This window comes from Epilithonimonas zeae, from assembly GCF_023278365.1.
In the GTDB taxonomy this organism is placed as follows: domain Bacteria; phylum Bacteroidota; class Bacteroidia; order Flavobacteriales; family Weeksellaceae; genus Epilithonimonas; species Epilithonimonas zeae_A.
Window position 1 is genome coordinate 2238406 of the sequence record NZ_CP075338.1, and the last position, 15667, is coordinate 2254072.

Annotated in this window: 4 protein-coding genes, 2 tRNA genes and 3 rRNA genes; all 9 read right to left on the reverse strand. The window is 38.7% G+C overall.

Annotated elements, in window-relative coordinates; all coding sequences use genetic code 11:
• Positions 1 to 2: 2 nt before the first annotated feature.
• Complete coding sequence (locus tag KI430_RS09950; protein ID WP_248874413.1) at positions 3 to 1502, reverse strand: TlpA family protein disulfide reductase; 1500 nt, start codon at positions 1500 to 1502, stop codon at positions 3 to 5.
• Between the two features lie 323 nt (positions 1503 to 1825).
• Positions 1826 to 1933, reverse strand: a 5S ribosomal RNA gene (gene rrf, locus KI430_RS09955).
• A gap of 159 nt (positions 1934 to 2092) precedes the next feature.
• A 23S ribosomal RNA gene (locus KI430_RS09960) occupies positions 2093 to 4851 on the reverse strand.
• Positions 4852 to 5008: 157 nt separating this feature from the next.
• A tRNA-Ala gene (locus KI430_RS09965) sits at positions 5009 to 5082 on the reverse strand.
• Positions 5083 to 5162: 80 nt separating this feature from the next.
• A tRNA-Ile gene (locus KI430_RS09970) sits at positions 5163 to 5236 on the reverse strand.
• A 152-nt stretch (positions 5237 to 5388) separates the two neighbouring features.
• Positions 5389 to 6905 (reverse strand): 16S ribosomal RNA (locus KI430_RS09975).
• The 16S, 23S and 5S rRNA genes sit together here with 2 tRNA genes alongside, the layout of an rRNA operon.
• A gap of 723 nt (positions 6906 to 7628) precedes the next feature.
• On the reverse strand, positions 7629 to 7931 hold the full coding sequence (locus tag KI430_RS09980) for a VanZ family protein (RefSeq protein ID WP_317231428.1): 303 nt from the start codon (positions 7929 to 7931) through the stop codon (positions 7629 to 7631).
• 58 nt (positions 7932 to 7989) lie between these two features.
• Positions 7990 to 8367 (reverse strand): glycine cleavage system protein GcvH, encoded by a 378-nt coding sequence (gcvH, locus tag KI430_RS09985; protein ID WP_248874417.1) that lies wholly within the window; start codon positions 8365 to 8367, stop codon positions 7990 to 7992.
• 108 nt (positions 8368 to 8475) lie between these two features.
• Positions 8476 to 15639: a cell surface protein SprA gene (gene sprA, locus KI430_RS09990; protein ID WP_248874419.1), complete on the reverse strand. Its 7164-nt coding sequence runs from the start codon at positions 15637 to 15639 to the stop codon at positions 8476 to 8478.
• Between the last annotated feature and the right edge of the window lie 28 nt (positions 15640 to 15667).

Below are 15667 nucleotides of genomic sequence, written 5' to 3' on the forward strand. Positions count from 1 at the left end.
ATTTATTTTGTTGCTGCAGAGTCTGCATTTGCCGGAGCCTTTTGCAACAGATCATTTTGTAATTGTGCACCTTGATTTACAGATGGTGCTTGTAAACCAGAAATTTTATTCATTTCTTCTACAAACTTAGCATCACCAAGGTTATAAAAAGTTTGGCTAGCTACTTTTCCGTCTTTGTCAATCAAGAAAAATCCAGGAATTTTGAATCCGTAGATGAAGAATTTTTTAGCATAGTCAGAAGCTAATCCACCTTCAGCATGATAATTAGTTCCAGGAATTCCTTTCAACATTGCATTAGCTGTTTTAGTAAATTGTTCTTTAGTATCATCAAGATTTACAAACGCAAAGTTAACCTTTGCCTTGTAGAAATTAACTACTTCTTTTAGAACAGGAATTGTAGATTGTCCAATGTAAGGATTCCAAGACGCATAGCTCATCACCAAAGTAGGCTTACCATTAGTTTCTATATTTCCGGATTTCCCGTCTAGTTTTACAAGATTAACTTTTGGAGCAACTTCTCCTTTCTTCAATCCAAAAACGGCATTGATTGCGGAATTCAGATCTTTCTTAACTTCAGAATCTTTGATATATTCTTCGCTAACTTTCTGAACTTTTTCTACTTCACTTGTGTACGGATTAAGATCAAATTTAGCAATCACGAAAGCCAACAAATAATCTTTTGTTTTCTGAGACATCTCTTTGTTAGTTGCCAAAAATCTAGCAAAAATTGTAGACATACTTACATTGTCTTTGTCTTTCTGCTTAACTGCAAAGTTTTGGAAATCCTGTCCTACTTTATTCAAAAGATAATTTCTATAAACCGGAAGATTTTCTACCATTCTGTCATTATTCTTTGTCAAAGATTTTTCATAATCTGTAAAAACTTTAGACACTTTAAAAGATGGATCTCCTATTGTTTGTCCGTGAGTAGATTCGTATTGAACCAAGAAAGTTAAAATGTTTGTTGTTAACTCATCTTTTTTAAGTTTAACCACATCACTATCCGGTCCAATTTTATCAGCCGTCTCATCCAAATTTTTCTCAAGATCAGAATGTACTTTCTTAATTTCAGTTAAGAAATCAGCTTCTTTTTTCTGAAGCAATTGCATATTCAATTTAGAACTATAAGACTGAAGATATTTTTGAGTTTCTGTAATGAAATCGTTATTCTTTTTAGCATCACCTTCGATTTTATAAACTTCAGGAAATGATGTAGCTTCACCAGAAACTTTTAAAGTTTGACCTTTTTTAAGATAAATGAAATTCATTTTCCCAGCGTAAGTCATCGCATACATTCCATTTTTTGGTGCATTGAACTCACCTTTGAAGTTTCCTTTATCATCAACACCAAGATTGACCAATGGTAAAGTAGCAACACCAGAAGCTTCTATAAATTCAATTCTTTCCAAAGGAGAACCTCCTTTGATATTTCCTTCAACTTTAACCTTAGAGCAAGACACTGCCATAAAAGCAATTAAAAGAAGAAATAAGTATTTTTTCATTTTAAAAATTAATTTGTGCAAAAATAATCTAATTAAGAACTTAAAAAAAATGAAAACAACATTTTTATAAAAAGATTAACAGATAAATAGGAGAATTTGTGTGTATTTGGAATTAATCCAATTATAATTATTTGAAATCAAATTCTAAATGCAGTAATATGACCTTTTTATAAAACGAAAGATATCATCAACTAAAGTAGTATATCTTTTTAGTAAAAAAAAATGATTTAGATATATAATTAGAGGTATCCTTGCATCGATTCTTCTTTGAGGTATGGTCATAAAAAAAGCTCATCAAAATAAATTGATGAGCTTTTAAAAAAAACTGGCGGCGACCTACTCTCCCGCTTTCGCAGTACCATCGGCGCTAGAGGGCTTAACTTCTGTGTTCGGAATGGGAACAGGTGAGCCCCTCTGCTAAAACCACCCTAAATATGGTTTAATGTAACAATTTATCTTATGTAACAGTGTAACAATTAAATTGATACATCGTTAAATTATTATATTGTTAAATTATATTTATCGATAAAAACTTTCACAAAGAGAGAACCTTTGTTGCGCAACAAACGCCTGGGTTAGTGTAACCAATAGGCTATAAATCTACGGGTAATTAGTACTACTCGGCTATGACATTACTGTCTTTACACCTGTAGCCTATCAACGTCGTCATCTCCAACGACCCTTAAAAGATGTCTCATCTTGAGGCGAGTTTCGCACTTATATGCTTTCAGTGCTTATCTCTTCCAAACGTAGCTACTCAGCGGTGCACCTGGCGGTACAACTGATACACCAGAGGTTTGTTCAATTCGGTCCTCTCGTACTAGAATCAAGCCCTCTCAAACATCTAACGCCCGCAATAGATAGAGACCGAACTGTCTCACGACGTTCTGAACCCAGCTCGCGTGCCACTTTAATGGGCGAACAGCCCAACCCTTGGGACCTTCTCCAGCCCCAGGATGTGACGAGCCGACATCGAGGTGCCGAACCTCCCCGTCGATATGAGCTCTTGGGGGAGACTAGCCTGTTATCCCCGGAGTACCTTTTATCCTATGAGCGATGGCCCTTCCATACGGAACCACCGGATCACTATGTCCTGCTTTCGCACCTGATCGACTTGTAGGTCTCACAGTCAAGCACCCTTATGCCATTACACTCTACGCACGGTTACCAAGCGTGCTGAGGGTACCTTTGAAAGCCTCCGTTACTCTTTTGGAGGCGACCACCCCAGTCAAACTACCCACCACGCAATGTCCTTCTGAAAGAAGTTAGGCTCCAAGTAAGTAAAGGGTGGTATTTCAACGTTGACTCCACGAACACTAGCGTGCCCGCTTCATAGTCTCCCACCTATCCTACACATTACTTACTCAAAGTCAATACGAAGTTATAGTAAAGGTTCACAGGGTCTTTTCGTCCCATTGCGGGTAATCGGCATCTTCACCGATACTACAATTTCACCGAGCTCGTGGCTGAGACAGTGCCCAGATCGTTACACCATTCGTGCAGGTCGGAACTTACCCGACAAGGAATTTCGCTACCTTAGGACCGTTATAGTTACGGCCGCCGTTTACTGGGGCTTCAGTCAAACGCTTCGCTTACGCTAACGCCCTTCCTTAACCTTCCAGCACCGGGCAGGTGTCAGACCCTATACAGCATCTTTCGATTTAGCAGAGTCCTGTGTTTTTGATAAACAGTCGCCTGGGCCTCTTCACTGCGGCCACCATTGCTGATGGCGTCTCTTCTTCCGAAGTTACGAGACTATTTTGCCTAGTTCCTTAGCCACGACTCACTCGAGCACCTTAGGATTCTCTCCTCGACTACCTGTGTCGGTTTTGGTACGGGTTGCTTCACTTCGGCTTTTCTTGGAAGCGAGTTCACTACAGCAGCTTCGCCCGAAGGCTAGGCCTTGACTATTCCGTCAGTCTCCAGTAGCTACGTCACTCCGTCCCCTTTTTAGTGTGAGCAAGTATGGGAATATTAACCCATTGTCCATCCACTACCCCTTTCGGGTTCGCGTTAGGTCCCGACTAACCCTCAGCTGATTAGCATGGCTGAGGAAACCTTAGTCTTTCGGTGAGGGGGTTTCTCGCCCCCTTTATCGTTACTTATGCCTACATTTTCTTTTCTATCCGCTCCACAATACCTCACGATACTGCTTCGGCGCAAATAGAATGCTCCCCTACCAGATATAATTAATTATAAATCCATAGCTTCGGTAATATGCTTATGCCCGATTATTATCCATGCCGGACCGCTCGACTAGTGAGCTGTTACGCACTCTTTAAATGAATGGCTGCTTCCAAGCCAACATCCTAGCTGTCAATGCAGTCCAACCGCGTTGTTTCAACTTAGCATATATTTAGGGACCTTAGCTGTTGGTCTGGGTTCTTTCCCTCTCGGACACGGACCTTAGCACCCGCGCCCTCACTGCTGAGAAACATTTATTAGCATTCGGAGTTTGTCAGGAATTGGTAGGATTTGACTCCCCCGCATCCAATCAGTAGCTCTACCTCTAATAAACTTGTCTCAACGCTGCACCTAAATGCATTTCGGGGAGTACGAGCTATCTCCCAGTTTGATTGGCCTTTCACCCCTACCCACAAGTCATCCGAAGACTTTTCAACGTCAACCGGTTCGGTCCTCCACTTTGTGTTACCAAAGCTTCAACCTGCCCATGGGTAGATCACAAGGTTTCGCGTCTAATCCTACTAACTATGCGCCCTATTCAGACTCGCTTTCGCTCCGGCTCCGGACCTGAAGTCCTTAACCTCGCTAGTAAAATTAACTCGTAGGCTCATTATGCAAAAGGCACGCCGTCACACCATATAGGTGCTCCGACCGCTTGTAGGCGTACGGTTTCAGGTTCTATTTCACCCTTCTATTCGAAGTGCTTTTCACCTTTCCTTCACAGTACTTGTTCACTATCGGTCTTTCAGGAGTATTTAGCCTTGGAGGATGGTCCCCCCATATTCAGACAGGATTTCACGTGTCCCGCCCTACTCATTTATCATCCAAATATGCCTTTCAAATACGGGGCTATCACCCTCTATGGCTGTTCTTTCCAGAACATTCTTTTAAACATATAAAAACTTTTGGGCTAATCCGCTTTCGCTCGCCACTACTTACGGAATCTCTTCGATTTCTTTTCCTCCGGGTACTTAGATGTTTCAGTTCTCCGGGTTTGCTCCTCGCCTTACGGCGGGTAATACATCTTCAATGTATTGGGTTGCCCCATTCGGACATCTGCGGATCAATTCGTGTGTGCCGATCCCCGCAGCTTTTCGCAGCTTACCACGTCCTTCTTCGCCTCTGAAAGCCTAGGCATCCGCCATACGCCCTTAACGATTTCTTTCCTATTTTTAGGTTACTCAAGCGCTTGTTTGCGCTCGGTTTTCTCTTTGTGATGTCTTTACCGTTAATGTCAATGATCTTTTTGCTTTCTATTCGTCTGATGAACAATTGTTGTTGTTGGCTCCAATCGTAACTTTTAAATCAAACTCCTAAAACTGTGGAGAATAAGGGAGTCGAACCCTTGACCTCCTGCGTGCAAGGCAGGCGCTCTAGCCAGCTGAGCTAATTCCCCGCTAGGTGCTTCGGGTTTTAGGTTTTTTGTTTCGGGTTAAAACCCTCAACTTTAAACTCTAAACCTTAAACTTTAATTAGTAGTCTCGGGCAGGCTCGAACTGCCGACCTCTACATTATCAGTGTAGCGCTCTAACCAGCTGAGCTACGAGACTATTAAATAATTAATAATTAACAATTATTAATTAATAATTATCTCATTCCCTTTACTAATTTCTAGTGGGTTTATTTTTTATATAATCAACCGAGTAAAAAAACCAAAGCTTTTGTATAAAGCACTTTAATATTTTTTGACGTATAGTCTCTAAAATGAGATGTTCCAGCCGCACCTTCCGGTACGGCTACCTTGTTACGACTTAGCCCTAGTTACCTGTTTTACCCTAGGCAGCTCCTGTTACGGTCACCGACTTCAGGTACCCCAGACTTCCATGGCTTGACGGGCGGTGTGTACAAGGCCCGGGAACGTATTCACCGCGCCATGGCTGATGCGCGATTACTAGCGATTCCAGCTTCATAGAGTCGAGTTGCAGACTCCAATCCGAACTGAGACCGGCTTTCGAGATTTGCATCCAGTCACCTGGTAGCTGCCCTCTGTACCGGCCATTGTATTACGTGTGTGGCCCAAGACGTAAGGGCCGTGATGATTTGACGTCATCCCCACCTTCCTCTCTACTTGCGTAGGCAGTCTCACTAGAGTCCTCAACTGAATGGTAGCAACTAGTGACAGGGGTTGCGCTCGTTGCAGGACTTAACCTAACACCTCACGGCACGAGCTGACGACAACCATGCAGCACCTTGAAAAATGTCCGAAGAAGGATCTATTTCTAAATCTGTCATTTCCCATTTAAGTCTTGGTAAGGTTCCTCGCGTATCATCGAATTAAACCACATAATCCACCGCTTGTGCGGGCCCCCGTCAATTCCTTTGAGTTTCATTCTTGCGAACGTACTCCCCAGGTGGCTAACTTATCACTTTCGCTTAGTCTCTGAATCCGAAAACCCAAAAACGAGTTAGCATCGTTTACGGCGTGGACTACCAGGGTATCTAATCCTGTTCGCTCCCCACGCTTTCGTCCATCAGCGTCAGTTAAGACATAGTAACCTGCCTTCGCAATTGGTGTTCTAAGTAATATCTATGCATTTCACCGCTACACTACTTATTCCAGCTACTTCTACCTCACTCAAGACCTGCAGTATCAATGGCAGTTTCATAGTTAAGCTATGAGATTTCACCACTGACTTACAGATCCGCCTACGGACCCTTTAAACCCAATAAATCCGGATAACGCTTGCACCCTCCGTATTACCGCGGCTGCTGGCACGGAGTTAGCCGGTGCTTATTCGTATAGTACCTTCAGCTTTCCACACGTGGAAAGGTTTATCCCTATACAAAAGAAGTTTACAACCCATAGGGCCGTCGTCCTTCACGCGGGATGGCTGGATCAGGCTCTCACCCATTGTCCAATATTCCTCACTGCTGCCTCCCGTAGGAGTCTGGTCCGTGTCTCAGTACCAGTGTGGGGGATCACCCTCTCAGGCCCCCTAAAGATCACTGACTTGGTAGGCCGTTACCCTACCAACTATCTAATCTTGCGCGTGCCCATCTCTATCCACCGGAGTTTTCAATAATCAATGATGCCATCAATTATATTATGGGGTATTAATCTTCCTTTCGAAAGGCTATCCCCCAGATAAAGGCAGGTTGCACACGTGTTCCGCACCCGTGCGCCGCTCTCTCATTTCCGAAGAAACAATACCGCTCGGCTTGCATGTGTTAGGCCTCCCGCTAGCGTTCATCCTGAGCCAGGATCAAACTCTCCATTGTATGTTTGTTTGTCCTTATACTCAAACTCAATTTTAAATTGACGCTTTGGTTTTTTTTCCTTACTTGGTTGTTATATGTTATGTCAATGAACTTTGTTCTTTTCGCTTCCTCAGGATTCTTAATCTGTCATCTTGTCCCTGATTTGCGAGTGCAAAAGTAAAAAGTTTTTCCCAAACTACCAAAACTTTTTTGAAGTTTTTTTTTCGTAACCTCGAAAATTATTTTAGTATGTTCTTAACCCCTCTCCTGCGCTACCAATTCTTTCGTTTTGGTTCTGCAAATATAGGGTGGAATAATCTGTATTTGCAAATGGAATTAACAATGAGTTTACAATTGTGTAAAACTAGCATAATTAAACAACTGTAAAACAGACTAATATAAACCCATTTAAAGTTATCCACATTATGTTAAATAGATAAAAACTGTTAGATTATCTAAGTTTTATGGAAAATGCGGCAGGGATAGTAGCGGTTATCCTTTTGCTTTTTTCTCCGATTGTAAGACGAAAATTCAACTTGGTTGCATATTCTTTATACATACAAAGGGTGAAATGTTGACAAAAAAAAGCAAAAGATATGAGCGGATAGCCCGGTGACAAAAATAGCTTGGGAAAGCTTGGGCTTTTTGGCAGTCGCCCAAAGTACTGGAATTGGTTAATCAAATATTAAAAACCTAGTGCAATTTCTCGCAAATTGAGCAGATTTAATATGATTCAAAATAATCTTAGATTCGGTTTTGGAATTTTTCATACTTATTATATATATAGTATGAGAGTGATAATCCTAGTGTGTCCGCTACGGCATCTAAAACTTCGAGCGAACGACCGAGTTTCATGATGTCTTGTAAAATCTCTGTGAGCAATGCGTAAGAAACTAGAATCAGAAAAAAGTAAAGTAAAGATGTTTTGGGAAAACGAAGCCTGAAGAAAAATCCCAAAAGAAAGAAAATGGTAAAATGAATGAGCTTGTCCAAATGGGGGAACATAAAGGCATACTCCTGATTTTCCAACCCGGGGCGCAAAAGCATATAAGTAAGAAATGCCCAATAAATGGGCAATATAATCTTACTGTATTTTGTTATGATATTATCCAACAACTTCTTGGTATTCTTCTGCAGATAATAGCGTTGATAAATCTGCTGAGTCTGAAATCTTCAGTTTGATGATCCAGCCTTTTCCATAAGGATCGGTATTCAACAATTCTGGTTGATCTTCTAGATCTGCATTAACTTCTAAAACTGTACCTGCTACCGGAAGATAAAGGTCGGAAACAGTTTTAACTGCTTCTACGCTTCCGAATACATCGCCTTCGCTTAGATCTTCGTCAACGGTATCAACATCTACGAAAACGATATCTCCCAATTCTCCTTGGGCATAATCTGTAATTCCGATAGTTGCTGTATCGCCTTCTACTTTAATCCACTCGTGGTCTTTGGTGTACTTTAGTTCTGATGGTGTGTTCATTTTCTTAGATTAGGTTTTGGCAAATTTAATTATATAATTAGGATATAACAATAGAATAAAAATAAATTACAAAAAAAGAGTAAACAAATCTGCTTACTCTTTTTTTTATTAATTACTAGCTCCTCCGAATGTCATCGTGGCGGTGATACCAGCTCTGATGGTTGACAGCGGGAAGGCTGTTGAAATCTTATACTTGGTCATCATCTGATCGTAGAAGAATTTCAGGTTCAGATTCTGTGACATATTGTAATCTGCGGATAACTTGAGACTGAAAATCTTTTGTCCTCCTGTTACCTGAGAGTCGTCTATCAAAATATTGGTAATAGTTGTTTTACTATCTCTCATTGATAAGTCTGCTCTCATATTAAGATCACTCTTGATGTCTCTTCCTTTTCCTTTATAATTAATTCTAATTTTAAGGTCTTTCAAAATGTATCCGTAACCTACGACGAACTCATTTCCTAATTCCTCCGTCAATGTAGTATTAACTAATCCTAACAAGTAAGTTCTATCTCTATTATAGTTGAAACGGAATTGCATATTGTTTCTCATCGTTACATCAAAACCAATCAATGGAGAGAACGATTCTACATATCCAACTTGTGTAAATGTATAAGGATTGTATCTGTTACCATTGGAATCATAAGCTGTGCTAGGATCTCTAAGGTCTCTGTCAAAATAATCTACACTCGCCTGAACACCTGACATCGTAAATGTTGAAACGTATGAATGTAAAACATCAAACTTAGAGAATTGACTATTAACAATTGGTAAGTTTCTAAGTCCTGAGTAAACCAATTTCCAGTTTGGTAATGGAACTCCAGCTTTAGTAGGATTGCCCATTTTCTTAGGAGATTTACCTTCTATAGCAGCTTTGAAAGCCGGAATCAAAACATAAGAATTACTTCTGGAGTAACCAGCCGTGTAACCTTCCGCATCTCTAATTCCTTCGTACTGTTGAGAAATGGCTAATGCATTATCTTTTATAGATTGATAAAGTGCTGCTCCATCTTTGAATGCTGTATTGAACGACCAAGATGTATTGGAGTAAGTAATCAATTCTGTTCCAAAAGCATCTCTGTAACCTCGATAGTTTTCTAAATCGTTAACCACATTATAACCACCTTGAACATAATTTCTACTGTAATTTTGCAACACATTGAAATCTATTCTAAGATCATTTGCCGGCATCACTTGCAAGTCCGCCGTAAAGGTTCTGTTGTTCAATTCGGAGTAAGCATCATTCATTAATGTTGAATTAGAAACCCATCCATTTTCTATTACAGTTCTTCTGATATCAGCTTGCGATCCTAATAAGAATCCGATTGTTGGACCACCAAGTGTTTGTCCGTAACCATAGAAATTAGGTGCGGATAATAATCCTGGCAATACGATACCATTATTTTCATTGTAATTAACATTCAATTGCTTCAATGAAGTTAATGCATAAGCCACAGCCTGAAGCGGTTTCAACTTATTCTTGAATTTATAACTCTTGAACTTGAATCTGCTATTCTTTTTAGTAAATGCTGTATTGTAAACATTACCAAGAGAATCTATCTCTTGACGACGCTTCTGCATTGTCTCATTTATTTTTCTGAAATAACTGAACTTACCTAAAAACTTAGGAACATCTACAGTTGAAGTCGCTACAATGGCGTTGGTATTTTGAGAAATGTTACCCAAATTATCATACTCCTTAGTCTCTTCATTATAGAAATTTCTAACAGCTGTTGATCTAGCATTCCAGTTATATTGGAATTGATAGCTCAATTCTGCATTGATGAAATCCAAATATGGCAAATACTCAAACGGCAATCTGTAATTCAACTGTGCTCTGTGGTTATACAAAACAGGACGACCCGCTCTGAATGGATTACTGAAGATAGATTTGTTATTCATAGAATTAACATCCATCTGATCATTCAATGTTTTAGTTTCAGAATTGATTTCTAATTTTAAAGACTTAGTGAAATTAAACCCTAAACTATATTGCCATCCAAAGAAGAAGTTTCTGTTTCTGATGGTTTCAAAATCCTGACCTCCATTTCCGGAAAGTAAAGCATCAACATTTCTATATTCTAGCTCATTGTAATTTCTATCCAAAATAGTTCTGAAAGATAATCTTGTAGGAACCGGATTGAAATTAAATTCCTTAACCCATCTCAAATATTTGTACGACTTCGCTGTATCGCTAACCATTTTGTTGAATGGCTTCAAAACATAAGGTTTAAAGGTATAATTGTACTCCAAATAACCATTCAAATATTGCTTATAATTACGTTTTGTATAAACATCACGATAGAAATCATCATTATAAATTGCCGTAACATTTAAGTTTTCTACATCATAGAATTTTGGCTTTTTATCCGGATTCATTCTTTCCTTTCTCATGTTCACAACTCCAATACTTCTTTGTTGTGTGTATGTGCTGACTACTTTTTTAAGTTCCTCTTGATTTGGAGCTTTAGACAATTCCACATCATTATCCAAAGGATTGTATTTTGGATTGGTCATTGTCTGAGTATAAGAGTAGTTCAAAGGAATCTTCATACCAGATTTTTCCGGCAAGAACTTATCTACGTTAACAGTCGTATTAATACTGAAAGCAGAATTCTCGTCCTGAGATCTTTCTGATGGTTTTTGATCGATTGCTCCAAATCCTATAGAAGCATAAGAAGCATTAGCATTCACCATTGCAAAATCTCCAAGGTTGAAGTTCAAACTTGCATTAGCAGCGTAACCACCTTTATTTTCAATTTCTGACAAACGGATTTCGTTCACCCAAAGGACAAGCGTTTTGGAGGTTGCTTTGCTATTATTTCTAACTCCAATCATAATTGTCGTCACATTTCCGATACTTGGACGCCCTTTGACATAGATTTTTTTCTCTTTATTATTATCTGCATATTCTGTAAAATCATATCTATCAGTTAACTTAATTGTCGGATTTTGAACTCTCAACAACTCATCTCTTTTCAGCTTGGCATTAACAAAGTTTTCAATTTCTAAATCAACAGTATTAGCATCCGGCCAGATATCTAATGGTGATGTCGCATTGCTAGCAGTATAATTCAAAGAAGACTCGTACTCGTAATAGTTATCCGTATTATCACTACCAAAACGAATGAAGAATTTGGCATCTGGATCTTCTTTAAGCGCCGTATTACTAAGGTTTTCTGCGTGTACAAACATTGCTAATTTTTTGTAACGACGCATATCAAGACTTGTATTCTTGAAAACCCCTCTTGATTCTCCTAAAAGATTATCCACTTTCATATACAAAGAAGACTCATTCTGTCTTTGTGCCCCAGCATTCCCACTCAACACTTGTCTATCAATTCCCGGAGGCAAAACATACGGCGGCGTTCCTTGCGCGTTTTCTTCTAAGTTGACGCTTCCTACATTAAAGTTAGAATTAAGATTAGCATCCGAACTTGACGTTCCTTCTGTCTCGGTACCAACAGTACTACTATAAATACGGTTAGTATATTTTCTCCAATCAGATCTTACCAAATCAAAAGATCCAAATCTCAATGTTGATGTCTGGTCAAACCCCTTCATCAATAATCTAGCAAATCTTACGTTGTTAAGAACCGATTCATCAGAACCTTCTATAATAGGATTATTATTACCCCCTTCTTTACCATCATAGTCTCCAACTGGAATTCTAAATAAATACCATTTTACTTTTCCTGCTTGTCCGTTTTCAAACTTAACATCAACTTCTTTTACATCAACAATTTTATTCTGTCCCACCACCATACTTGTTGGATTAAGGTCAATTGTATATTGGTTATAATTTTCAGTTTGGTCAAGGTTATAATCTCTGTTGATATCTTCAGCATCTGGAGTTTGTGTTGCTACTTCTAAAGTATTGGCTGCAGAGTTACCTTCAGGACCTCGGAAATATTTATAACGCTCTGTCAACGAAGAAGCCAAATCGCCTTGGAACTGATCTGACAAATAGAAAACAAAGTTATCCGAAGCCGGATCTAGTTCATTCGTAACTGGGTTCACAAAATTAACACCAAATTTTTCTTGCTCTTGTGTCCCGCTCAATCCATCATAACCTAAATCCTGTTGTGCTCTTTCATCACCTTCTGATGAGAAAGCATAAAGAATCGGAACCTGCTTTGGCTGTGTTCCCCATTTGGTTGTCGTTGTATTGGAAGGCACGCTTCCTGTTGGCATTCCGTTTTCGTATTGCAATCTGCCATCTTTCAAAACATCCTCAGAAACGTTTCCTAATTGTAGTAATAATTTTGGATCACTTCCTAAGTTATTGCCATCTGCACGAGGATCCATCATCCAAAATTCTACATAATCTATATTAGAAGTTACAAAGTTGGTAACCGAAATTGGTCTCATCAAACCAGCCCATCTTTGCGAAGTTGTCTCTGTACCTGGGTTGACATTATAAGGTCCTCTCTCTTGCGGATAATACGTAATATCGAAAGTATTAAGAAGGGTTTGCTCCCCTGCAACGTAATCTCTGTTACTGTAGATTTCCTGCATCTGAACTCTTCTGGATGCGTGGTTGGAAAGTCTTTGGGCGTTAATTCCGTTTGGTGCCGCACCTCCAACTCCATAGAATCTAGGGTCGATGGTGTACCATGATAACAAACCTCTTCCGTTTCCAGTCGTTGTATCATCATTATTTACAGTCATTGGGAAAAGCGCAGGATAATCCTTATTCTTTTCAGGACGAGATGCCAAACTCCACATTGCAGGTTCTTTCAAAGAAATCTTTGAAGTGGTTTGTTCAAAATCATCAATATAAGATTGATCATTGATTCCTTTACTTTGACCTGGAATCAAATAAGCTCCTTCCGCTTTGAAGTTCAAATTAGATGGTGCTTCTGTATTGATGAACGGAATTTTATCTGTTAATCTCGTCAAGAATGGCAGCTCATTGTTGTACATCATATTGAAGCCGACCATTGTATTACTTACCGCTTCCTGACCATAATTTACTTTTTGAGTTAATGGTCTTTCTGTATAATTAACTGCAGTTGCACCAACTGTCAAATGCTCATTGAATTTTCTCTCCAAATTCAATCCCCAGAAACTTTTTCTCTGAGTATTGAAAGTTAATTGATTTTCCAGTGAAATATTAATTGCCTGTCCAGATTGTTTTACTGTTTCATTAATGATGTTAACTGTTCCAGACATATAATCTACAGTATAGTCTACACCTTCTACAAGCTGAGCTCCATTAGCCGTAACTTTTACAGAACCTTGCGGAACGTTGATTGCTCCAAGAGATATCCCTTGTCCTTGAGCTCCTTTGTAACGACCTTCAATCGTGTATCGTTGTGCTAAGTTACTTTGTTTTGCAGTTTCTTTTAATTTGGTATATAAGTCACTGTAGACATAATCTTTTGTATTGTCACTTTTTAAAATTTTGGTAAGGTAATTACCAAACGGTTGAACTTTGGTAAAGATGACTTTTCCATTTTCTGCATCTACGGTAGTTCCGCTAACAAAATCGAATATACCATCACCATATACCGTGTTATTATTTTTAATTGTAGTTTGTAAATCTCCATTGACATTTAACCTATCCCAATTGAAAACTCTTAAGAGATTTTCTTGGTCAAATTTGGTATAGTTAACACCATTCACATTTTCATTATAAGTAGCACCAGCCAAGTAATTAACCTTACCTCCAGAAGACGGATCTTTGAAGTAAACATTTAATAAGAAATCCTGTGCTTGAAGTTGATTAGAATTAAGTGAATAGATATTCTTCATCATCAAATCCCACATTGGAGATGTAGGTTTTACAGTAACATTGGATTTCAGAAGTTTTGTAATCAAGACTGCATTTTCTTCAGAAAACTCTCCGACTTTATAAACCTGACTAGACCCATTGACTGTATATGAGAATGAAACCGCAACAAATTGATTGTCATTCAGCCTTTGATTTAGGGAAATATAACCCAATTGTGTATTGTATTTATACTCTGAAGAAGTCAGTTTTCTTGCCTTTACATTGTTCATGAAATGTTCTCCCGAAACAAATGGTTCAGGTGTTCCTTGAGCATTTGGAAAAGATCTACCATTCAAAGTACTGTAAGCTGCAACAACATCTCTTGTAGTTCCTAATGCAGAAGAGATCTGTTGATATAAATTGTTATTTGCGTTATTTGGTGTTACTCCTTGTCCATCACCCAAATCTCTAATTCCGACAATTGGTTTCTGAGATTCGATATTAGCGCCACCTTGATCCAAAACCCAAACTTCAAGTCTTGTAATATTAATTCTGGAATTGATTAATGGATAATTTTCTAATGACGTATCATAATTATCTTTGAAATAATGTCCTAAAAAGTAGTGTTGATTATCTTCGTAATCATAAGCATTAACTTTGAAAGTACTCATCGTCCCACCACCTTGGGCAACAATGGTTTTAGCTTCACCTTGTTGTTGTGAAAACACCAAAGTTCCGGTTGTTTTACCCAGCTGGAATTCTGTTTTAAGACCAAATAAAGATTGAGAACCTCTGATTAAACTTGTAGAAAGTGGCATATTGATATTACCAACTTCTACTCTTTTGATGATTTTATCTTCTGGATCTTGTCCCTTTTCATTCAGACCTTTGGACTGTAGATCTTTCCATGATCCTTTTGCCTGCCAAACCATATTCATACGGTTTTCGAAGGCGAATCCACTTTGTGTATCGTAATTAGCTTTTAACTGAAGATTTTCTCCAACTTTACCGGTAATCCCTAATTGAATTCTTTGCTGAATATTAATTGCAAAACTGGTTCTGTTCTGAGGAAGAATCAATGGATTATCAATTTTTTGATACAATCCACCCAAATCAAATGATGCAAAACCTTGAGGAATCAATTCAATTTTATTACTTCCAAAAATATTTTCGAACATTTTATTTTTGATGGTAATAGCCGGAATCAAGCCTTTTTTCTTGGCATCTGTCTGATCTTTTCTCCTTCCAAGATCATTTAATAATGACTTTTCTTCGTAATAGGTACGAAGATTGCTTTCCATTACATAATTTTTGTATTCCTCAAAAGTCATGGCAATCGGAGAACCCACAACCGAATTTCCGATTTTAGGATACAGATAATACATTCCCGTTTTGATGTCGTAAAAAGCATCATAACGAATGGGGTCGCCAAGGCTAAATTCTTTTCTACCCGTCACCAGAGTGTCGGCAGGTTTTTCTTGTGCAGCAATGTTGGCAAAGCCTACAAAAAATAAAAAAAGGAGGGTTAATTTATAAAGGTAAATATTTTTCTTCACTTATATTCTTTTAAGAAACTGATGACAA